Below are 19,665 nucleotides of genomic sequence, written 5' to 3' on the forward strand. Positions count from 1 at the left end.
CATCGGGCAGGATTCCAACTCGGTCTCGACAACCCCTTGGAATCACGCCCGCCGCAGTCAACCCAACCCACGTTCCACCAGCGTTCAGAGACAGCCTCTGAGACCGACCGCACCCGCCGTGCTGTTCTGAAACCACACGCTCACTGTGTCCGCCGCCGACAGCCGAGCGGTCAGCGTGATGCCCTGCAGATCGAGCGAGAAGCTCGCACGCGCGAAGTCAGCGAGCGCAGCGCCGGGAGCGGCCCTCTGGTGGTCACGCCTTCGCCCGCGGCGAGGCTCGGCGGATGTAGGTGGCACTCGCCTGCAGTACACGTGGCGCGACCAGCGTCCAGGCGCTGCCGGCCCAGCCCCACTGCGCCAGCGTCGCGACGTCGAGCATCACCAGCCCGACGCAGGGTGCGTAGAACACCCATGTGCCGCGGATCCGCTGCGCCAGCCGGTTCGCCTGCCCGGCCCAGGCACCGGTCGGACAGGTGTCGATGCGGATTTCGCGTCCCGCCCTCCGCGCCTACAATCACGGTGTTAGCAGCGCGGAGTTCCGCATACGCCATGACAGAGCCCTGGCGCCTTTCCGCCTCCGCTGCCATCGCCGCACGCCGGGCAGGCCGGCTTGGCGCAGAGGAACTCGTCCTTGCTACAGTCGCGCGACTGCGTGAGACCCATCCGGCGCTGAACGCCTTGGTCCACATCGACGAGGCTGCCGCGCTGAACGCTGCGCGCGAGCAGGATGCCATCAGGCGGGATTTGCTGCCGCCCCTGGCCAGCTTGCCGCTGCTGGTGCACGACCTGCTGCATGTTGCCGGTATGCCGACGCGCTTCGGTAGCCGCGCCTTCGCCACGGATCCGCCTGCCCCGGCCGACGATCCGGCTGTCCGTGCGCTGCGCGCCGCCGGCGCGGTGATCCTCGGAAAGGCGAACGTGCCCGCCTTCGGCGCGGGCGCGGCCTGCGTGAACGACTTGCACGGCGCGACGCGTAACCCCTGGCGGCTGGGGCACACGCCCGGCGGGTCGGGGGGCGCGGCCGCCGTCGCGGCAGGCGCCGCCTTCGGCACGACGGGCGGCGATCTCGCCGGCAGCCTGCGCGTTCCTGCCTCCTTCTCCGGTCTCGTAGGGCTGCGGCCGAGCGCCGGGCGCGTGCCCCGGCGTGCCGGTCCGCTTGCCTTCGACGACCTGAACGTCATCGGTCCGCTGGCGCGCTGCGTCGCCGATGCCGCCCTGCTGCTGGACGCCATGGCCGCGGCCGCGCCGGAGGATCCGCTCGCCCTCGGCCCGCCGCAGCCGCCCTTTCTTGCCGGGGCGCCGGATCCGGCGCCGCCGCCCCGGCTCGGCGTCTCCCCCTCGTTCGGCCTGGCGCCGGTGGACCCGGAGGTGGAGGCGCTGGTCGAGACCGCCGTCGCCCGCTTCTCTGCCGGAGGCACGCGCGTCGCACGCGCCGCGCCGGATCTCTCCACTGCGCCAGCCGTCTTCGCCACGCTGCGTGCGCTCTGGTTCGCGACCGCCATGCGCCCGGTGCTGGAGGAGCGTGGCGGCGCGCTGCCGCCCTCCGTCGCCGAGAACCTCGAACGCGCGGAGCGGCTTTCCCTGGCTGACGTGGCCGCTGCCGCATCGGGCCGCGCGAGGCTGCATGCGGTCATGGCAGCCGCGCTGGCCGAGCACGGCATGATCGCGACGGCCGCCACCATCGTCCCCGCCCTGCCGCTCGGCCATACACGGGTGACAGAGGCCCAAGGCGCACAGTTCCGCGGCGGCGCGGTGGACTGGCTGCGCCCGACGACTGCCGTCACGCTCACCGGCTGCCCGGCCCTGGTGCTGCCCTGCGGCCTGACCCGCGAGGGTCTCCCTGTCGGCCTGCAGCTCATCGCGCCGCCGCGGCAGGAGGCAGCCCTGTTCCGAGCTGCTGCTTGGCTCGAGCGCGAGCTTGGCTTCGCCGCTGGCTTGCCCATCGAACCCCGTGAGGCCGCATGAGCCACATTCCCGGCGCCGCCGAGGCAGCCCGCCGTATCGCCCGCGGCGAGACAACGGCGGCCGCGTTGCTGGAATCCGTCGCCGCCCGGATGGCAGCGGAGGAGCCGCGCGTTCGCGCCTATGCGGCGCTCGGCCTCGAAGCTGCACGCCGGCGCGCGGCAGAACTGGACCGCGCTGCGCCGCAGGGTCCGCTGCACGGCGTGCCGATCGCGGTGAAGGACGTCTTCGATACCGCCGAACTGCCGACAGCCTACGGGTCCGCCATCTGGGCAGGACACCGCCCCCGTGCCGATGCTGCCGCCGTGGCACTGGCGCATGCCGCCGGTGCTGTGATGATCGGCAAGACGGTCACCACGGAATTCGCCTCCTACACCCCCGGACCGACCGCCAACCCGCATGACGTCGCGCGCACGCCGGGGGGATCCTCTTCCGGTTCGGCCGCCGCGGTCGCGGCGGGCATGACCTGTGCCGCCTTCGGCACGCAGACAGCCGGCAGCATCATCCGTCCGGCCGCCTATTGCGGCGTCGTCGGCTACAAGCCGAGCTTCGGCGTCATTCCGCGTGCCGGGATGAAGCCGCTCGCCGAGAGCTTCGACGCCGCCGGCACCCTTGGGCCCGGCGTCGCCGACGCGGCACTGCTGGCCGCCGTGGCGGCCGGGCGACCCGACCTCGTCGCGCCGGAGGCGCCCGAGAGCTGGCCGGTGATCGGCCTGCTCCGCACGGATTGGTGGGATGAGGCAGAGCCCGCCCAGCGCGTTGCCCTCGAAGACCTCGCGCGCGCCCTCGCACGAGCCGGTGCGCGCATCGTCGAGTTGCCGCGACCCGGCATCGCCTGGGCCAATGAACGCCACAGCGAGGCCATGGCCTGGGAGGTGGCGCGTGCCTTCGCCTGGGAACGGGCCGAAGCCTCTGCTCTGTTCAGTCCGAAATTCGCCGAGATCTGCGCCCGCGGTCTCGCCATCACGCCGCACGGCCATGCTGCGATCCGAGCTGACCTGCAGCGCGCACGCGCCGTGCTGAGCGCCCTCTTTGACCGCTGCGACCTCGTGCTGACGCCAAGCGCGCCCGGCGAGGCGCCGCTCGGCCTCTCAGCCACGGGCGCGCCGGTCTTCAACCGCATATGGTCGCTGCTGGGCGGTCCATGCCTCTCGCTGCCCTGCGGCCGCGGACCGAACGGCATGCCGCTTGGCGCACAACTCGCCGCGCCGCCGGGGCAGGATGCTGCGCTGCTCGGCGCTGCGCTGCGGGTGGAGACGGTGGCGACACAGGCCTTTGGCGGCATTGGCTTGCGCTGAGTCGTCCAGCACGCTTCGATGCCCGGAGATACATATCCCGGGAGGCCAGCATGCGTCCGACACGCCGCAACCTGATCGCCACTGGAGCGCTGCTGCCCTTCGCCGCCCGCGCCCAGGCTGCCTGGCCGACGCGGCAGATCCGTCTCGTCGTGCCCTTCGCACCGGGCGGGACGACGGATCTCGTCGCGCGCGTCCTGGGAAAGCATCTACAGGATCGGCTGGGCCAGACGGTCGTACTGGACAACCGGCCCGGCGCCGGCGCCGCGCTCGGGTCGCAGATCGTGGCGGAGGCAGCGCCGGACGGCTACACGCTGGTCGTCTCGAATGCCGCTTCGCACGGCGTCGCGCCCGCCCTCTCGCGGCATGTGCGCTACGACCCCGTCGAGGACTTCACGCACATCGCGCTGATCGCCACGACGTCGCTCGTGGCGGTGGTGAACCCGCGATGGGAGGTGCACAACATCGCCGACCTGCTGCGCGTGGCGCGCGCGACGCCCGGCGGGGTGGATTTCGCCGCCGCCGGCGTCGGCACCTCCGGTCACCTCTTCTCGTTGCGGTTCGCGGCGCGTACCGGGATCACGCTGAACCACATTCCCTATCGCGGCTCGGGACCAGCGCTGACCGACCTCATGGCGGGCAACCCGAAGCTGATGTTCGACAGCCTCGCCTCATCCATCGGCCATATCCGCAGCGGTGCGCTGCGCGCCATAGCGACGATGGGCGCAACCCGGTCCAGCTTCCTGCCGGACGTGCCGAGCATCGCGGAGCAGGGTTTTCCCGACATCACCTCGAGTTCGTGGTTCGGCATCTCCGGCCCGCGCGGCCTGCCCCAGGACGTCGTGGAAATAGCCAATCGCGAAATCCGCGCCGCCCTGCAGCATCCGGAGCTGCGGCAGCGCTACACCGACCTGACGGCCGAGATCCCCGACACGACGCCCGCGCAGTACACCGAGTTCGTACGCAAGGAGCACGCGACCGTTGTCGAGGTGGTGCGCGCCAACCGCATCGCCATCTCGGAGTAGCCTGCGACTACCCCGCAGGCCAGACCAACGTCGTCTGGTCTGCGGGGCTGCGCCGTCACACGAAGGCGAAACCCCCGCTGCCCGTGCGGGGGTCGCTGCCCGCGCGCCAGCCCTCGCCCTCCACCATCGCGCATTGCGCGCGGCTGAAGGAGGGATCATAGCTGTAGGGCCGGTGCTCCACCCGCAGCCCGCCGGCCTCCAGCGCCTCCACGACCGCGCGTGCGACACGCGCCTCCGCCTGCACGACGCCGCCCTCGGCGTGGATGCGCGGCGCCACCACGGCCTCGGTGGGGCTCATGCCGAAATCCACGACGTTGGAGACGGTCTGCGCGACGGAGGAGATGATGGCCGAGCCGCCCGGCGCGCCCACGGCCATCCAGGGCCGGCCCTCGCGGAACAGGATGCAGGGCGACATCGCGGTGCCGCGCGCCTTCCCCGGCCGGATCCCGTTCGGATGCGCCGGGTCCGGGTCGAACAGCTTCATGGAGTTGTTGTACATGAACCCGAGCCCCGGCGTGACGACGCCGGAGGCGGTGGCCAGCGTGTGCGTCAGGGAGATGACATTGCCCGCCGCGTCCATGACGCAGAGATGCGTCGTCCCTTCCTCCCGCGGCGGCGCCTTGCCGGGCGGCGCGAGGTTGGCGCGGATGCGCCCCACGGCGTCGGCGATCCTGCCTGCTCCAAGCACGCGTTCGGGATCGAAGGGCACGAAGAACGGGTCGCCCACCAGCTCGTAGCGCCCCGCCTGGCCCTCGGTCAGCGCCCGTGCCAGCACGGCGAGGTGCGCGGCGCTGGAATGGCCCATGCTGCGCAGGTCGAAGGCCTCCAGGATCTTCAGGATGGCGAGCACCATCACCCCGCCGCAGGGCGGCGGCGCCGTGGTGACGGTCACCCCGCGGTAGGTGATGGAGAGCGGCGCCTGGTCGCGCGGTGCGTAGTCGCGCAGGTCCTCCGCCGTGATCCAGGCGTCATGCGCCGCGAGATCCTCGGCGATGCGGGCGCCCAGCGCGCCCGTGTAGAAGGCGGCCGGGCCGCCCTCGGCGATCGCCTCCAGCGTGCCGCCGAGGTCGGGGTTCGGAATATGCTCCCCCACCTCGTACATCGTGCCGTCCGGGCGGAGATAGATGGAACGACTCGCCTCCGTCGCCGAGATACGGGCGCGGCCATCGGCGAGGCCGGGCTGCGGACGGCGCGTCAGGAACTCGAGGAAATGCGGCATCACCCAGGTGCCGCCGCGCGCCAGCGCCGCCGCCGGGCGAACCAGCTCCGCCCAGGGGCGCGTGCCGTGGCGCCGGTGCAGCTCGCCGAGGCCGGCGACGGTGCCCGGCACCATGATGGAGCGGTAGCCGAGTTCGCTGGAATAGTCGTTGTGCAGCGTCGCGCGGCCGAAGGCGGCGCGGCCCCGCGTATTGCGCAGATACATCTCCGGCGTGCAGCGGCTGCCGGCGCGGGCCTGGAAGTCCAGCACGCCGTGCACGCCGCCGGAGGTGACGAAATGCGCCGTGCCCATGCCGCCGATGCCGCACATGAAGGGATCATCCACCTCCTGCGCGAAGGCGACGGCCACCGCCGCATCGAAGGCGTTGCCTCCGGCGGCGAGGATGGCAGCCCCGATGTCGCAGGCGCGCGGCTGCGGCGCGACGATGACGCCCCTCATGCTTCTCTCTCCGCTAGTCCGTAGATGTCGCGCGCCGCCGTGGCGCTGATCTTGCCGTCCGCCAGATCGTCCCGCACGCGCTCGGGGTCGCGGGCGCGCGGGTCGCCCCAGCCACCGCCGGCCGCTGTCTCGATCCGCACGCGGTCGCCCTGCCGCAGCCGCACCATGGCCTTGGAGGGCACATCCTCCCGCCGCCCGTCGGCGCGGATCACGGTGGTGACGGAAGGCGCCCCGTCCCGGCCACCCTCCACGCCGCGTGCCGGCTCGAAGTGGCGCTCGCCGCGATGCACGAAGTCCATCTCCGGGCAGAGCACCTCGAACTCCCGCACCAGGCCGTTGCCGCCACGCGTCCGCCCGGCACCGCCGGAATCCGGGCGGATGGCGTTGCGCAGGATGCGGACCGGCGCCTCCAGCTCGATGGTCTCGGCCGGCAGGCTCCAGGTGTTGCCCATGTCGGCGGCGATGACGTCCACGCCGTCGCGGTGCAGCGCGGCACCGGTGCCGCCGACGAAGTGGTCGCCCACCACCACCCGCCGTCCCTCGGCATCCGTGCCGATGTAGCGGCAGACCAGCGTCAGCGCCGCCCAGGGCGCCGTCAGCACCTCCGGCAGCGCCGGCCGCAGGGCGGCGAGGATGGTGGAGGCCAGGCGCTTCACCGTGCCGGTGCGCGCATTGACCGGCGCGGGGAAGCGCGGGTTGACCAGCGATCCCTCCGGCAGCGTCAGCGTCACCGGCCGGAAGCAGCCGCCATTGGAGGGGATGGTCGGATCGGTGATGCAGCGCACGGCGAACAGCGCCGCCGCCTGCGCCGCCGAGGGCACCGCGTTGATCGGCCCGCGCGTCTGCGCGCTGGTGCCGGTGAAGTCCACATGCATCGCGCCGCCGCGGATCGTCACCGCGACACGGATCGGCACGCGGCGATCGAGATCCACGCCGTCATTGTCCAGCCAGTCCTCGGCGTGCCAGGTCCCCTCCGGGATGCGCGCGAGCTCGGCGCGGGTGCGGCGCTCCGACTGGGCGATCAGCGCGTCGCAGAGCGCGGCCAGCCCCTCCGTCCCGTGTTCCTCCGCCATCTCCACCAGGCGCCGCGCGCCGATCCTGCAGGCGCCGATCTGCCCGTCGATGTCGCCGGCCAGCGTCTCCGGCGTGCGGACGTTGAGGAGCAGGAGTTCGCGCAGCGTCGCGTTCGGCACGCCGTCCCGCTCCCACAGCATGGGCGGGACCAGCAGCCCTTCCTGGAAGATCTCGGTGGCGTTCGGCGGCAGGCTGCCCGGCGTCATGCCCCCGAGGTCGTTGTGGTGCGCCACGCTCGCCGAGAGCGCGATCAGCCGCCCGTCATGGAACACCGGCAGCACGATGACGATGTCCGGCACATGCGAGCCGCCGTGATAGGGGCTGTTGAGGAGATGGATGTCGCCCTCGCGCATCCCCGCCGCGGGGAAGCGCGCCAGGACATTGGCGACCGCCGGGATCAGCGTGCCGAGGTGGAAGGGGATGGAGGCCGACTGCGCGAGCACCGTGCCGTCCGGCAGGAACAGGCTCGCCGCCGCATCCGCCGCCTCCTTCACCGCGGAGGAGAAGGAGGCGTTGACCTGCGTCGCCTGCATCTCGTCGGCGATGCCCTGCAGGCGGTGCCGTGCGACCTCGAGCGTGATGGGGTCCATCGCCTCAGCCCCTCTCCAGCGTCAGCAGCCCGGCTGCGTCCTGGCGCGCGCGCCAGCCCGGCTCGACCAGGATGGTGGTGTCGGGCTGGCAGAGGATGGCCGGTCCGGCGACGGACTCGCCCGGCGGCAGGGCCGCGCGGTCCAGCACCAGCGCCTCCACCGGCTCGGCCGAACCTTCCACCGTGATGCGGCGGCGCAGCGGGGGGCGGAGAGGTGTCTCGGCCATGAAATGCCGCCCTGGCGGCATCGGCACGCGCGCCTGGTGGACGCTGCGCAGGTTCACGATGCGCATCGGGCGGTCCACCGCCTGACCGTAGTGCAGCCGATGCGCGGCCATGAAGGCCTCCCGCAGCGCCATGCGCGGATCGGGCCGCGAGAGATCCACCGGAACCTCCAGGTGGTGCGACTGGCCGATATAGCAGAGATCGGCGAAATGCCCCGTCTCGCGCGGCAAGTCGGCAGCGCCGTCCTCCGCCATCACCGCGTCGCAGGCGGCGTCGAGCCGCACGAAGGCACCACGGAGCGCCTCGGGTTCCACGCTGTCCAGCGCGGCGGGGAAGCCGACCGCGCGCTCATGCTCGATCGGTGCCGCGAGCAGGCCGAGGGCCGAGAGCACGCCAGGCGCCTGCGGCACCACGATGCGCGGCATCTGCAGCGCGCGCGCCAGCGGGTTGGCGTGCAGCCCGCCGCCGCCGCCGAGCGGCACCAGCGCGAAACGCCGCGGGTCGTGCCCGCGACGCACGGAGACGAAGCGGATCCCCTCTGCCATGCCGGCATTGACGACGCGATGGATGCCGAGCGCCGCCTCGGGCACGGAGATCCCCATGGGACGCGCGATCCGCGCCTCGATGGCGCGATGCGCGGCGTCGGCGTCGAGCCTGATCCGCCCCTCGGCGAAGCGGTCCGGATCGAGGTAGCCGAGGACGAGGGAGGCATCCGTGACCGTCGGCTCCTGCCCACCGCGGCCGTAGCAGGCCGGGCCGGGATCGGCGCCGGCCGAGCGCGGGCCGACATGCAGCCCGCCAGCGCGGTCCAGCCAGGCTATCGAGCCGCCGCCCGCGCCGATGGAGTTCACGTCCACCATCGGCACCCGGATGGCATAGCCATCCACCCAGCCGAGCGGCGAGATCAGCGGCTTGCCGCGCGCGATCAGCGCGATGTCGGAGGAGGTGCCGCCGATGTCGAGGGTGATGGCGGCGTCGAGCCCCGCCTCCGCCGCCGCGGCCTGCCCGCCGATCACGCCGCCGGCCGGCCCGGAGAGGAACAGCCGCACCGGCCGCAGCACGGCCGTGCCAGCGCCCGTCACGCCGCCGCGCGAATGGATGACCTGCAGCCCGGAGCGCAGCCCCGCGGCGCGCAGCCCCGCATCGGTGCGCGCCAGGTAGCGCGTCAGCACCGGCTTCACATAGGCGTCGAAGCAGGTGACGGCGAAGCGTTCGTACTCGCGCACCTGCGGATCAACGAAGGAGGAGACCGACAGCGCGACGCCCGGATGCCGCGGGCGGATGATCTCCGCCGCCCGCTCCTCATGCGCCGGATTGAGGAAGGAGAACAGGAAGGCGATCGCGATTGCCTCGCAGCCGGCCTCCACCAGCGCATCCGCCGCGGCGGCGAGGCCCGCCTCGTCCAGCGGTTCCACCTCCGTCCCGTCGGCGCCGATCCGCCCGGCGACCTCTCGCCGCCTTCGGCCGGGCGCCAGGAAGACCGGCGTGTTCGGCGTCAGCGCAACGGCGTAGAGTTCCTCCTCCCGGCGGTTGTGGCGGCCGATCTCCAGCACGTCGCCGAAGCCGCGCGTGGTGATGAGGCCGGTGGTCGCGCCGCGCCGCTCCAGCACCGCATTGGTCGCGACCGTGGTGCCATGGACGAAGCGGGCCACGCGCCCCGGCGCGATGCCCCAGGCCTCCCGCGCATGGGCGAGCGCAGCCAGGATGGCGCGCGTCGGGTCGTCCGGCGTCGAGGGGATCTTGGTGCGCCGGATGGCGCCCGTGCCGTCCAGGCAGGCGACATCGGTGAAGGTGCCGCCGGTGTCGATGCCGATCGCGACATCCGCTGCATCCATTGGCCTATCTCCCGTCCCGCCAGCGGAGGCAGGCGACCTCGTGGTCCGGCCCCGCCGGCTCCAGCCGCGGATCGGCTTCGGCGCAGGCGGGAGCCGCCAGCACGCAGCGCGTGCGGAAGCGGCAGCCCGTGGGCAGCCTGGTCGCCGATGGCGGATCGCCGGCCAGCGTCGGCGGCGCGAGCGCCCCGGCCGGATCGAGCCGCGGCGCCGCCCCGATCAGCGCGCGCGTGTAGGGATGCTGCGGCCGCGCGAAGATCTCGGCGGTCGGCGCAAGCTCGACCACCCGGCCAAGATACATCACGGCCACGCGCTCGCACATCAGCCGCACAACGGAGAGGTCGTGCGAGATGAAGAGGTAGGTCAGTCCATAGGCGGCGCGCAGGTCGCGGAACAGCCGCAGCACCGTCGCCTGCACGGAGAGGTCGAGGCCGGAAGTCGGCTCGTCCAGGATCACCACCTCCGGCCGCAGCACCAGCACGCGCGCGAGCCCGATGCGGCGCAGCTGCCCGCCCGAGAGCTCGTGCGGATAGCGGCGCTGGACGGAGGGATCGAGCCCGACGGCCCGCAGCATCTCGGCGATGCGGCGCTCCCGGTCCACCCGGTCCGCGACGCCACCGATCCGCATGCCCTCATGCAGCGTCGCGCCGATGCTCCACCAGGGATCCAGCGCGGCGCCGGGATCCTGGTGCACATAGCCGATGCTGGCGCGGGCGCGGCGGGCCTCACGCGGCGCGAGCCCCGAGACGAGGCGGCCGCGCAGCCGGATCTCGCCGCCTGTCTCCCGCTGCTGGCCGAGCAGGGTGCGGCCCAGCGTCGTCTTGCCGCAGCCGCTCTCGCCCACCAGTCCGAGGATCTCGCCGTCCCGCAGCTCGAGGTCCACGCCATCCACCGCGCGCACCGGCGCGACGGGACGCGCGAAGGTCCGGCTCTTGCCGCCGAGATGCACCGAAAGGTCCCGCGCCGTGAGGATCGGCGCGCTCATGCCGCGGGCCGCGCGGGATCGAAGCGGATGCAGCCTACGCCGCGGCCGTCCGGCTGGGGCGTGAGCCCGGCCGGGCGCGCCTGGCAGCCAGCCTCGGCGACGTCGCAGCGCGGGTGGAAGCGGCACCCGGCGGGCGGCGTCAGCGGCGACGGCACCGCGCCGGGAATGCCGGCGAGTTCCGCCATGCGGTCTGGATGGCAGGCGAGCAGAGCCGCCGTATAGGGGTGGCACGGCGCGCCCAGGACGTCGGCCTTGGTCCCGGCCTCCACCATCTGGCCGGCATACATCACCGCGACATGGGTGCAGATCGCGCTCACCACGCCGAAATCATGCGTGACGAAGAGAACGGACAGGCCGTACTCGGCCGCGAGCTCCCCGAGCAGCGAGAGGATCTGCTGCTGCGTCGTGACGTCGAGCGCGGTGGTCGGCTCGTCCGCCACCAGCAGCGCCGGCCGGCACAACAGGGCCGCCGCGATCAGCACGCGCTGGCGCTGGCCGCCCGAGAATTGGTGCGGATGGCGGTCCAGCGCCGCCTCGGCGTCCGGGATCTGCACGCGGCGGAACAGCGAGAGGATTCGCGCGCGGCCCGCGGCACGCCCGCGGTCCTCGCCCTCCGGCGCGTGCCAGCGCCAGATCTCCAACAGCTGGGTGCCGACCGTGAACATCGGGTTCAGCGCCAGCGCAGGATCCTGCGGGATGAAACCCAGCCGCCTGCCGCGCACCTCCCGCGCCAGCACTGCTTGCGGCAGGCGCAGCAGGTCCCGCCCGTCGAGCAGGATACGTCCGCCGGTCGCGCGCGCGGCCGGCGGCAGCACGCCGAGCACCGTCTTCACCAGTGTGGACTTCCCGCACCCGCTCTCGCCCACCAGCCCGAGCAGCGCCCCGGGCTGCAGGTCCAGCGAGACGCGGTCCAGCACCCGCGCCTCGCCCTCCGGCGTGCGGATGGAGAGCGAGAGGTCCTCGACGGAGAGCAGCGGCGCCGTCATCGCGACCGCCGCAGGCGCGGGTCGGCGATGTCGCGCACGGCGTCGCCCACCAGATTGAAGCCGAGCACGGCCAGCAGGATGGCGAGCCCGGGGAAGAGCGACTGCCACCAGCCCTCCGGCAGGTCCTTGCGGGCCTCGGCGACCATAAGCCCCCATTCCGGCGTTGGCGGCGCCGCGCCCATGCCGAGGAAGCCGAGCGTCGCGGCGACCAGGATGGTGACGCCCATGCCGATGGTGGCGCGCACGATGATGGCCGGCGCGACGTTCGGCAGCACATGCAGGAACAGGATGCGTCCCGTGGCCGCCCCCTGCGCCTGCAACGCATCCACGAACAGGCCGGACTTCACCCGCCGTGTCTCGCCATAGACGATGCGGCAGAAGAACGGCCAGTAGGTCAGCGCCAGCGCGAGCATGGCCGAGCTGACCGAGGGCCGCATGACGGCAGCGAAGGCCAGCGCGAGCACGAGCTGCGGCACCGCCTGGAACACATCCGTGACGCGCATGACCACTTCCGACAGCCAGCCGCCGTGGTAGCCTGCCAGCAGGCCGAGCGGCACGCCGACCAGCATGGCCGCGACCACCACCGACAGCGCGATCATCAGCGCGACGCGCGCGCCCATAATCGTGCGCGAGAAGACATCGCGCCCCAGCCCGTCCGTGCCGAACCAGAACTCCGCGGAGGGCGGCTCCAGCCGCTGCCAGGGCTTGGCGTCGAAGGCATCCTCTGGGTAGGGCACCAGCTGCTCGCCGGCGACCGCGCAGACAAGCATGACGAGCAGGATGCCGAGGCCGAGCAGCGCCGAGGGATCGGTCAGCAGACGACGGAGGGCGAGCGGCATCAACCCTGCTCCGCCACACGCGGGTCGATCAGCGCCTGGGTGAGGTCCACCGCGATGTTCACCAGCGCATAGACCACGCCGATCGCCAGCGTGGTCGCGAGCACCGGCTGGTAGTCAGAGATCAGGATCGCGTTGTAGAGATAGTCTCCAAGGCCCGGCCAGCCGAACACCGCCTCCACCACGATGGAGCCGGACAGGAAGAGCCCGAAGAGCAGCCCGACCTGCGTGACCGTGGCCGAGAGCGAGTTGCGCAGCACGTAGCGCCAGATCACGACCCGCTGCGGATAGCCGATGGCGCGCTCCCACGTCACGAAGTCCTTCTGCAGCGTCTCGATCACCGAGGAGCGTGTGAAGCGCGCGATCGTCGCGGTGGCCGGCAGCGCCAGCGTGACGGCGGGCAGCACCAGGTGCCAGGCGGCATGCGCCACGCCGCGCAGGTCGCCCGCCAGCAGGTAGTCCAGCGTGAAGAGCCCGGTGACGATGGGCGGCTGGCTCATCCCCGTGGCGATGCGCCCGCGCAGCGGCAGCACGTCGAGCCACATGCTGAAGACCAGCTGCAGCATCAGCGCCATCCAGAATGAAGCGACGGCCAGCCCCGCGATCGTCACCACCCGGATCAGGTGGTCGAGCACGCCGTTGCGGTGCACCGCCGCAACCACGCCCAGCGGCACCCCGAGACCGATCGACAGCGTCATGGTGGCCAGCGCGAGTTCGATCGTCGCAGGGATCCGCTCCGCGAGGTCGGCCAGCACGGAGCGGTGCGTGTAGAGGCTGGTGCCGAAATCGCCCTGCGCCACCTGGGTGACATAGAGCCAGAACTGCACCGGCAGCGGCCGGTCCAGTCCAAGGCGCGCGCGCAATTCCGCGATCTGCGCGGCGGTTGCCTGCTCACCTGCGAGCATCGCGGCGGGATCGGAGGGAACGAGCCGCGTCAGCACGAAGACGAGCACCAGCAGCCCGAGCAGCACCGGCGCCATCAGCGCCAGGCGCCGGAGGATGAGGCGCGGCATCAGGCCTCGATCCACATCTCCCGCAGGTCCACGCCATCCCCCACCGCACCCGGGCGGTAGCCGCGTATGCGCTCGCGCACCGCGCGGAACGCCTTGCTGTTGTAGATCCAGACATCAACCGCCTGGTCCACGAGCCGCCGCGAAGCCTCCTCGTAGAGCCGGCGACGCTCCGCGCGGTCCAGCGTGTCGCGCGCCGCCTGCAGCAGTCGCTCCGTTTCGTCGTCCCGGTACCAGCTCGAGCCGCGCTGGCTGCCGAGAGCGTGGCGCATGTAGAAGGTGCCGATCCAGTTGTCCGGGTCGAGGTAGTATGTGGAGCCCCAATGCGCCCAGATCTCGGGCGAGGTTTCCTGCTGCTGGGTCTGCTGGACGACATTGGCCCAGACGGCGCGCTGGATGCGCAGCGTCACGCCGATGCGCCGCAGCTGCGACTGCAGCAGCTGCGCGGCCTGCTCCGTCTCGTCAAAGCCGACCAGCGCGGTGAAGGTGATCTCCCGGTCCACATCCACGCCGGCGTTCCGTGCGGCCTCCAGGTGCCGCCGCGCGGCGTCGAGGTCGTGGCTGTAGCCCTGCAGGTCGCTCGGGTTTCCCCACATGCTCACCGGCAGCGGCCCGGGGCTTCGCTCCGCGGTGCCGCGCAGCACGCGCGAGATGAAAAGGTCATAGGGGAATGCGTAGGAGATCGCCTTGCGGAAATCCACGTTGCTGAAGGGAGCCTTCGCGTTGTTCATGCGGAAGAGGAAGGTGCGGAACTGCGGCTCCTCCACGAGCCTCAGCCCCGGCGCGCGGCGCACGCGCTCATGCTGGTCTGGACGGATGTAGGAGTGCGTGGCGTCGATGTCGCCGCGCTCGACCGCCAGCAGCCGCGTGGCGTCGTCCGGGACCGGGCGGCAAAGCACGCTGCGGATCTGTCGCGGCTGCGGCCAGCCGCGCCAGTAGTCCGTGACAGCCTCCATGTCGAGCGACTGCAGCGCGCGGAAGCTGCCCGGCACGACGCGATAGGGGCCTGATCCTGCGTCGTTGCCCGCGATCCACGCCTCGCCCCAGTCGTTGTTGACGGTATTCGCCTCCAGCAGCTGCCGGTTCACGATGGCCACCATGGGCAGGCAGGAGAGGAAGGGTGCGAAGGCCCGGTCCAGCACCATGCGGACGGTGTTCGGCCCGGTCGTGGTCACGTTCTCCGCCTTGAGGAAGCCGGTGAAGGCAGGCGCGACGCCGCGGCGCAGTCCCAGCATGCGGCGGAAGGAATAGACGACGTCCTCGGCATCCATCGCACGACCGTCGTGGAAGCGCACATTGCTGCGCAGGCGGAACTCGAAGGTCCGGCCATCGGCCGAGGCCTGCATCTCCTCCACCAGCAGCGGCCGCGGCTCGGGCGGGCTGCCCGCGTATTCGAAGAGGCTGTCGTAAAAGTTTACCCGCGTGAAGGCGGAGGGCACGTCATAGACGGTATGCGGGTCCAGCGTGCGCGAGAGATTGCCGCCCCACACCATAGCGGCGGCGCCGCCCTGCGCGCGCGCCACGCGCATCTGCACAGCCGCGGCCGCGCCGCCTGCGAGTAGGAAGAAGTTGCGCCTCAGCATCCCGGTGTCTCCTTCGCTCAGGACGCGGCCCCGGCGCCGCGCTTGGCGATCAGCGTCATCTCGACCTTGATCCGGGGGTCCAGGAAGGTCACCGCGAAGCCCTGGCTCGCCGGTGTGACGAGTTGCTTCGTCCGCTCTACGATGATCGAGTACACCGCTTTCGTGTCTTTCGGATCAGCGAGATAGATCGCGCGCTTCACCACGTCGGGCCAGCCGGACCCCGCCTGCGCGAGCGCGCGTTCGAGATTGTCGAGCATCCTGTGGGTCTGCGCTTCGACATCCTCGGGAAAGATGCCGGTCGCCTGGTCGTTCCCGGCGGTCCCGGAGACGAAGATCCAGCCATCCACGACCGCCGCACGGCAATAGCCGTAGTCGCGCTCCATCGCGGCGCCGCTGAAGATGTGCTCGATCACACCTCTCCTCCCGGGATCTTCCGGCTCACCGCCTCGAGGCGGGTCCTCCCGGCTGGATTAGAGGAAGCGTGTGGTGCGGCTGTCAATGCGTGAACCGGCGTGTAGGATCGAAATCCGGATACAGGTGGCATACCGGAGATGCGCATGAACGATGCCGAGTTGATCAGCGCGCTCCGCGCCTTCGATACGCCGACGATCTGCAATGCCCTCGACCTGCTGTGCCCTGATCGTGCCGGCATCTCGGCCACGACGTGCCAGCTGCTCTGGGCGCGCGACGGGGAGCCGCCGATGGCGGGCCTGGCCGTCACCGCGCGAATGCGCGCCGATGCTCCGCCGACCTGGACGCCTTCGGAGGGCGCCGCCCGGCGCCTCGCATACTGGCGCCACCTCGCCGCTGTGCCTCGCCCGGCGCTGCTGGCCGTGCAGGACATCTCCGAACGCGCCGGCATCGGCGGCATCTGGGGCGACGTGAACGCCGCGATCCACCTGGGCTTCGGGATCTGCGGCGTGGTCACGGACGGCGCGGTGCGCGACCTGCCGCTCCTGCCGCCTGGCTTCGGCCTGCTCGCCGGCACCGTCACGCCGGCGCATGGCCACGGCCATGTGGTGGACTGGGACGGTCCCGTGGAGGTCGCCGGCATGACGGTGCGGCCGGGTGACGTGCTGCACGCCGATCGCCACGGCGCGGTCGCGTTCCCGGCTGACCTGCTGCCCATGCTCCCCGACGCCGCGCGCCGCGTCCAGCAGCGCGAGGCGCTCATCCTGGCTGCTGCGCGCGCCCCGGACCTGGACCCGGAGCGCCTGCTCGTCGCCTTCACGGCAGCAGCGCGGATCTGAGATCCGCCTCAGGCCGTCGGCGGCGCCGCGCCTTTGTTGCGGTGGAAGTAGTTGGCGTTCAGGAATTCCGTGAGGTACTCGCCATAGGTGATCGGCGCGTATTTCGGCGGGTTGTCCGGCCCCTGGCAGGTCGGCAGGCATTCCAGCACCCGGTCGAGATTCGGATCGAAGAAGAAGGCCATCGAGTAGCGCTCCTTCCCCGACGTGTTCATCACGCGATGCGGGGTGGAGAGGAAGCGGTCGTTGGTCCAGCGCTTCATCATGTCGCCGGAGTTCACCAGGAATCGCCCGGGAAGCACCGGTGCGTTGAGCCACACGCCGTCCTTGCGACGGATCTGCAGCCCGCCCACGCCGTTCTGCACCAGCAGCGTTAGGAAGCCGCCATCGGTGTGCGCGCCGGTCCCGAACTGCTCAGGCTCGCCCTCGTCGCGCGGCGGGTAGTGCAGCAAACGCAGCGAGAACTGCGCGGGATTGAAGGAGGATGCGAAGTGGTCGTCCGGCAAGTCCAGCGCGCGCGCCACCACGGGCAGCAGCCTCATGCCCAGCCCCTCCGCCGCGGCCGCATAGGCCATCACGTCCTCGCGGAAGCCGGGCAGGTCGCACGGCCACTGGTTCATCCCGCGGAACGGGCGCTGCGCGACGACGTCCGGATCGTCCGGCGTGCGATCGCGCTTGCAGAAGAACGAGGCATTGTAGTTCGGCTTGCGTGCCTTCTCGACCTTCGAATGGCGCTGCATGCTGGCGTTCACCGGCATGTAGCCCACATTGTTCATGTCGAGCGGGATCTCCATCTTCCGCTCCAGCGGAAGTGCATGGAAGCGGGCGGAGGCGGCGAAAGCGCGGTCCACGACCTCCGGCGAAACGCCGTGGTTCTTCACGTAGAAGAAGCCCATGTTTTCGCAGACATGCCGCATCTCTGCGGCGAGCGCCTCGAGCGCCCCAGGCCGGCCTTCGAGATAGGGGCCGAGATCGAGGCCCGGGATATCCTCTTCCCGCGCATCAATGGCAGCCGAGGCAGGTGCGGGTGGCGGTGGCGCAGTGGTGGACATTGCAGCGTCTCCTCGCCGGGCATGACATTGCTTGTGATCTATTAGGCTACTCTAGGGTCAGGAACGGTGTCAGCCAAGAGCTTCGCAGCCTGACCCGGAAATCTCACCAGGCGCAGGTGCATCGGGGTCCTGAATCGGCGAAAGTGCCTCTGCGACAACGGCTTACGGCGGTGCAGGAGAGATCCCCGATGCCGACGGAGCGTAGCCCGTCGGCCGTGAAGAACGCGGTTCAGCGCGCTGGAAGGTCTGTTGAGCGCGGCGTCGCGATTGGCCCGCCGATTGCGAGCAGGCTGAACAGGAACGCGAGAAGGCGGATCAGCCAGGCGCGGAGGAGACGGAGGTTGTGGCCGGCGGCGGCGAGGATGACGTTGATGGCGTCGCCCGTGGCGCCGGCGAGGAAATTGCGTCCGAGATGGCCGTCCGCCTTCATGTGGCCGATCACCGGCTCGATCCCGGCGCGCCGCCTGATCTCTCGTCGGATGGTGGGCGTGACGCCGCGCTTCTGGCCGGAGACGAAGACGCGACCCTTGTCGGCGTCGTGCCCGCGATAGCCGCGATCGACATAGGCGCACTCGACGGGCACGCCGGTGATGCGCTCGGTCTGGGCGATCTGGGCGGCCAGGGTGTGGCCGTCGAAGGGGTTGCCCGGCAAGGCGCGGGCGCCGAGCACGAACTGGCCGCCGGGGGCGGTGCGGTTGGTGGTGGCGAGCGAGACCTTGCACCCGAACTCGAAGCGGGTGCGTGCCTTGCCCTTGCCGATGCACTCCACCTTATGTGGATGGCCTGAATCTGACAAATACGGTCAGCACTACTCACCGGCTTCTCATTCTTCGACGCGGCCAAGCGTTCCTTTCCGGGCACGTCATCGGCATGGCCCGCACGTCTCGACTCCGGGCACTCCGGCGTTTCTGCTATCCGCAGTAACGAGAGATCCGGCCGGGTGCGCTCTTATGTCCGGCCTGTCGCACGGCTGGAGCCGCTGATCATCATGGGTGTGCGCTTACGTGTCAGGCACCAATCTCAGGGACGCGCTCGTTGCGCAAAGTGGAGTGCGGTATCGCCTGAACCGTCGAGTGACCGACAGCCTCTCCCATCACGCTGTTCAGCAGCTCCCGCCGGATCGACCGGGTCGAACCCCGGCTGTCTCTCGTCCGACCCGGCGGCTCACCCTACAGCTTGCGCCATCAAGGGCCGGCCGTTCGGACGATAGACATCCTTGCGCACCATCGCGGCCCAGGCGATGCGCGCGAGCTTGTTCGCCAATGCCACGGTCACCAACCGCGGTAGCCGGCGCAGGAGCGCGGACCTGGTCCATGCCCCGAGTGCGCTGTTCCAGGCGGCGGCATAGCGGATCATCGCTGTGGCGCCCAAGCGCTACGAGCGCGGCGCGATGATCCTCACCTCCAACTTGACCTTCGGCAGCTGGGACTAGGCCTTCGCGGGCGAGGCGGTGCTGATGGCGGCGATGCTCGATCGCCTGCTGCACCACGCCACCGTCGTGCAGATCAGCGGCGAGAGCTACCGGCTGAAGGGCAAGCGCCGGGCAGGCGTGATGGCAAGAAGGAGGGCCGCTGAGCGGCGCCGCCCGGCGTGGGGCTCGCCCCATCCCGGGCATCACGTGGGTCAGGTTCCAACCGGCACCCAGGCAGAGCGCGGGTCAGATTTCAGGCGGCGTTGACAGCCGTGCCTTCCGGAGCGCCTCCACCATGTCCGCGCGGGCCCTGAGCAGGTCCCGCACGGCCTCGTGCTCCGGCTCCGGTACGCAGACCGGCTTCAGCTCGCCGGCACGGTGCAGCCGGGCCAGCGTTGTCGCATCCCGCCGGTCCGTCTTGATCTGCTCGCCCGGCCTGCGCGGGATGAGGTTCGGCGCGACCACCACACAGCTCTCGCCGCGGCTCAGGAACTGCCGATACACCCCATAACCGCAAGGTCCGGCCTCATGGGGGAAGCGCAGTTCCTGGCCACCCCGGCCAAGCTGGGCAACCAGCTTGTGGAGCGCAGCGGGCTCGTTGGTGATCTCCCCTACGAACCGCGCCTCACCATCCCGGCCGGCTTCGGCCACACAGACAGCAATCGTCGCCTTGTGCACGTCCAGCCCAACTGAGCTGATATGCTCGCCCATGAACCATGAACCGCCCCGGTTTTCCCGGAGGCTGTTTTGCTTGAGTCAGGCCGGCAGGGCGGCTGGCTCGAGTTGCTCGTAGTACCGGCCTCGGCTTCGGCCGGCGGCATGTCGCCGATCGGCGCGAGGAGGCGGCGGTGATTGTACCAGTCCACCCATTCGAGGGTGGCGTATTCGATCGCGTC

17 protein-coding genes and 3 pseudogenes are annotated in these 19,665 nt (G+C 71.2%); 5 read left to right on the forward strand and 15 right to left on the reverse strand.

What is annotated here, in order from left to right; translation table 11 throughout:
- Nucleotides 1–253: 253 nt before the first annotated feature.
- Nucleotides 254–487, reverse strand: a complete 234-nt coding sequence (locus ACESM1_RS28430; RefSeq protein WP_372624615.1) for a DUF2793 domain-containing protein — start codon at nt 485–487, stop codon at nt 254–256.
- Nucleotides 488–549: 62 nt separating this feature from the next.
- Between ACESM1_RS28430 and ACESM1_RS28435 the strand changes: the two genes are divergently transcribed.
- From ACESM1_RS28435 to ACESM1_RS28445, 3 genes are read left to right on the forward strand one after another with little or no spacing between them, the layout of a single operon-like run.
- On the forward strand, nt 550–1,965 hold the full coding sequence (locus ACESM1_RS28435; RefSeq protein WP_372624599.1) for an amidase: 1,416 nt from the start codon (nt 550–552) through the stop codon (nt 1,963–1,965).
- Nucleotides 1,962–3,260: an amidase gene (locus ACESM1_RS28440; protein ID WP_372624600.1), complete on the forward strand. Its 1,299-nt coding sequence runs from the start codon at nt 1,962–1,964 to the stop codon at nt 3,258–3,260. Before ACESM1_RS28435 ends, ACESM1_RS28440 begins: the two co-directional genes overlap by 4 nt.
- Before the next feature lie 50 nt (nt 3,261–3,310).
- Nucleotides 3,311–4,282, forward strand: a complete 972-nt coding sequence (locus ACESM1_RS28445; RefSeq protein ID WP_372624601.1) for a Bug family tripartite tricarboxylate transporter substrate binding protein — start codon at nt 3,311–3,313, stop codon at nt 4,280–4,282.
- 55 nt (nt 4,283–4,337) lie between these two features.
- On the opposite strand, the gene ACESM1_RS28450 is transcribed toward ACESM1_RS28445, so the two are convergent.
- Genes ACESM1_RS28450 through ACESM1_RS28490 form a run of 9 tightly spaced genes read right to left on the reverse strand, consistent with a single transcriptional unit; the run spans nt 4,338 to nt 15,472 of the window.
- Nucleotides 4,338–5,939, reverse strand: a complete 1,602-nt coding sequence (locus tag ACESM1_RS28450; RefSeq protein WP_372624602.1) for a gamma-glutamyltransferase family protein — start codon at nt 5,937–5,939, stop codon at nt 4,338–4,340.
- The gene (locus ACESM1_RS28455; RefSeq protein ID WP_372624603.1) at nt 5,936–7,603 is read right to left on the reverse strand and encodes a hydantoinase B/oxoprolinase family protein; all 1,668 of its coding nucleotides are present in this window, start codon (nt 7,601–7,603) and stop codon (nt 5,936–5,938) included. Before ACESM1_RS28455 ends, ACESM1_RS28450 begins: the two co-directional genes overlap by 4 nt.
- A gap of 4 nt (nt 7,604–7,607) precedes the next feature.
- A complete protein-coding gene (locus tag ACESM1_RS28460) occupies nt 7,608–9,662 on the reverse strand; it encodes a hydantoinase/oxoprolinase family protein (protein ID WP_372624604.1) in 2,055 nt (684 codons plus the stop codon).
- 4 nt (nt 9,663–9,666) lie between these two features.
- Nucleotides 9,667–10,644, reverse strand: coding sequence for an oligopeptide/dipeptide ABC transporter ATP-binding protein (locus ACESM1_RS28465; RefSeq protein WP_372624605.1), 978 nt, complete (start codon nt 10,642–10,644; stop codon nt 9,667–9,669).
- Nucleotides 10,641–11,630, reverse strand: coding sequence for an ABC transporter ATP-binding protein (locus tag ACESM1_RS28470; protein WP_372624606.1), 990 nt, complete (start codon nt 11,628–11,630; stop codon nt 10,641–10,643). The genes ACESM1_RS28465 and ACESM1_RS28470 overlap by 4 nt, the downstream gene beginning before the upstream one ends.
- Nucleotides 11,627–12,469, reverse strand: a complete 843-nt coding sequence (locus tag ACESM1_RS28475; RefSeq protein WP_372624607.1) for an ABC transporter permease — start codon at nt 12,467–12,469, stop codon at nt 11,627–11,629. Before ACESM1_RS28475 ends, ACESM1_RS28470 begins: the two co-directional genes overlap by 4 nt.
- Nucleotides 12,469–13,479, reverse strand: coding sequence for an ABC transporter permease (locus ACESM1_RS28480; protein WP_372624608.1), 1,011 nt, complete (start codon nt 13,477–13,479; stop codon nt 12,469–12,471). Before ACESM1_RS28480 ends, ACESM1_RS28475 begins: the two co-directional genes overlap by 1 nt.
- Nucleotides 13,479–15,059 (reverse strand): ABC transporter substrate-binding protein, encoded by a 1,581-nt coding sequence (locus tag ACESM1_RS28485; RefSeq protein ID WP_372624609.1) that lies wholly within the window; start codon nt 15,057–15,059, stop codon nt 13,479–13,481. Before ACESM1_RS28485 ends, ACESM1_RS28480 begins: the two co-directional genes overlap by 1 nt.
- 17 nt (nt 15,060–15,076) lie before the next feature.
- The gene (locus tag ACESM1_RS28490; RefSeq protein ID WP_372624610.1) at nt 15,077–15,472 is read right to left on the reverse strand and encodes a Rid family hydrolase; all 396 of its coding nucleotides are present in this window, start codon (nt 15,470–15,472) and stop codon (nt 15,077–15,079) included.
- A gap of 144 nt (nt 15,473–15,616) precedes the next feature.
- Between ACESM1_RS28490 and ACESM1_RS28495 the strand changes: the two genes are divergently transcribed.
- The gene (locus tag ACESM1_RS28495; protein ID WP_372624611.1) at nt 15,617–16,309 is read left to right on the forward strand and encodes an RraA family protein; all 693 of its coding nucleotides are present in this window, start codon (nt 15,617–15,619) and stop codon (nt 16,307–16,309) included.
- A gap of 8 nt (nt 16,310–16,317) precedes the next feature.
- Here ACESM1_RS28495 and ACESM1_RS28500 read toward each other — a convergent pair whose 3' ends face one another.
- The 3 genes and pseudogenes from ACESM1_RS28500 to ACESM1_RS28510 all read right to left on the reverse strand — a co-directional run bounded on the left by ACESM1_RS28500 (nt 16,318) and on the right by ACESM1_RS28510 (nt 18,714).
- The gene (locus tag ACESM1_RS28500) at nt 16,318–17,358 is read right to left on the reverse strand and encodes an isopenicillin N synthase family dioxygenase (protein ID WP_372624612.1); all 1,041 of its coding nucleotides are present in this window, start codon (nt 17,356–17,358) and stop codon (nt 16,318–16,320) included.
- Between the two features lie 229 nt (nt 17,359–17,587).
- Nucleotides 17,588–18,145 (reverse strand): annotated as a pseudogene (locus ACESM1_RS28505) (IS5/IS1182 family transposase); the annotation flags it as partial.
- 377 nt (nt 18,146–18,522) lie between these two features.
- A complete protein-coding gene (locus ACESM1_RS28510) occupies nt 18,523–18,714 on the reverse strand; it encodes a hypothetical protein (RefSeq protein ID WP_372624613.1) in 192 nt (63 codons plus the stop codon).
- Between the two features lie 4 nt (nt 18,715–18,718).
- Here ACESM1_RS28510 and ACESM1_RS28515 point away from each other — a divergent pair.
- A pseudogene (locus ACESM1_RS28515) lies at nt 18,719–19,036 on the forward strand (ATP-binding protein); the annotation flags it as partial.
- On the opposite strand, the gene ACESM1_RS28520 reads toward ACESM1_RS28515, so the two are convergent.
- Entirely contained in the window at nt 19,016–19,480 is a 465-nt protein-coding gene (locus ACESM1_RS28520) for an IS110 family transposase (protein WP_372624614.1), read from the reverse strand. The pseudogene ACESM1_RS28515 and the gene ACESM1_RS28520 overlap by 21 nt on opposite strands.
- 45 nt (nt 19,481–19,525) lie before the next feature.
- Nucleotides 19,526–19,665 (reverse strand): annotated as a pseudogene (locus ACESM1_RS28525) (IS3 family transposase); the annotation flags it as partial.

Origin of the sequence: Falsiroseomonas sp., assembly GCF_041690465.1 — a bacterium.
In the GTDB taxonomy this organism is placed as follows: domain Bacteria; phylum Pseudomonadota; class Alphaproteobacteria; order Acetobacterales; family Acetobacteraceae; genus Falsiroseomonas.

Coding starts and splice junctions, on each gene's coding strand:
- ACESM1_RS28460 (WP_372624604.1), bottom strand. CDS start 9,662: ATGGATGCAGCGGATGTCGCGATCGGCATCGACACCGGCGGCACCTTC.
- ACESM1_RS28445 (WP_372624601.1), top strand. CDS start 3,311: ATGCGTCCGACACGCCGCAACCTGATCGCCACTGGAGCGCTGCTGCCC.
- ACESM1_RS28440 (WP_372624600.1), top strand. CDS start 1,962: ATGAGCCACATTCCCGGCGCCGCCGAGGCAGCCCGCCGTATCGCCCGC.
- ACESM1_RS28450 (WP_372624602.1), bottom strand. CDS start 5,939: ATGAGGGGCGTCATCGTCGCGCCGCAGCCGCGCGCCTGCGACATCGGG.
- ACESM1_RS28510 (WP_372624613.1), bottom strand. CDS start 18,714: ATGATCCGCTATGCCGCCGCCTGGAACAGCGCACTCGGGGCATGGACC.
- ACESM1_RS28520 (WP_372624614.1), bottom strand. CDS start 19,480: ATGGGCGAGCATATCAGCTCAGTTGGGCTGGACGTGCACAAGGCGACG.
- ACESM1_RS28480 (WP_372624608.1), bottom strand. CDS start 13,479: ATGCCGCGCCTCATCCTCCGGCGCCTGGCGCTGATGGCGCCGGTGCTG.
- ACESM1_RS28485 (WP_372624609.1), bottom strand. CDS start 15,059: ATGCTGAGGCGCAACTTCTTCCTACTCGCAGGCGGCGCGGCCGCGGCT.
- ACESM1_RS28465 (WP_372624605.1), bottom strand. CDS start 10,644: ATGAGCGCGCCGATCCTCACGGCGCGGGACCTTTCGGTGCATCTCGGC.
- ACESM1_RS28500 (WP_372624612.1), bottom strand. CDS start 17,358: ATGTCCACCACTGCGCCACCGCCACCCGCACCTGCCTCGGCTGCCATT.
- ACESM1_RS28495 (WP_372624611.1), top strand. CDS start 15,617: ATGAACGATGCCGAGTTGATCAGCGCGCTCCGCGCCTTCGATACGCCG.
- ACESM1_RS28475 (WP_372624607.1), bottom strand. CDS start 12,469: ATGCCGCTCGCCCTCCGTCGTCTGCTGACCGATCCCTCGGCGCTGCTC.
- ACESM1_RS28455 (WP_372624603.1), bottom strand. CDS start 7,603: ATGGACCCCATCACGCTCGAGGTCGCACGGCACCGCCTGCAGGGCATC.
- ACESM1_RS28435 (WP_372624599.1), top strand. CDS start 550: ATGACAGAGCCCTGGCGCCTTTCCGCCTCCGCTGCCATCGCCGCACGC.
- ACESM1_RS28470 (WP_372624606.1), bottom strand. CDS start 11,630: ATGACGGCGCCGCTGCTCTCCGTCGAGGACCTCTCGCTCTCCATCCGC.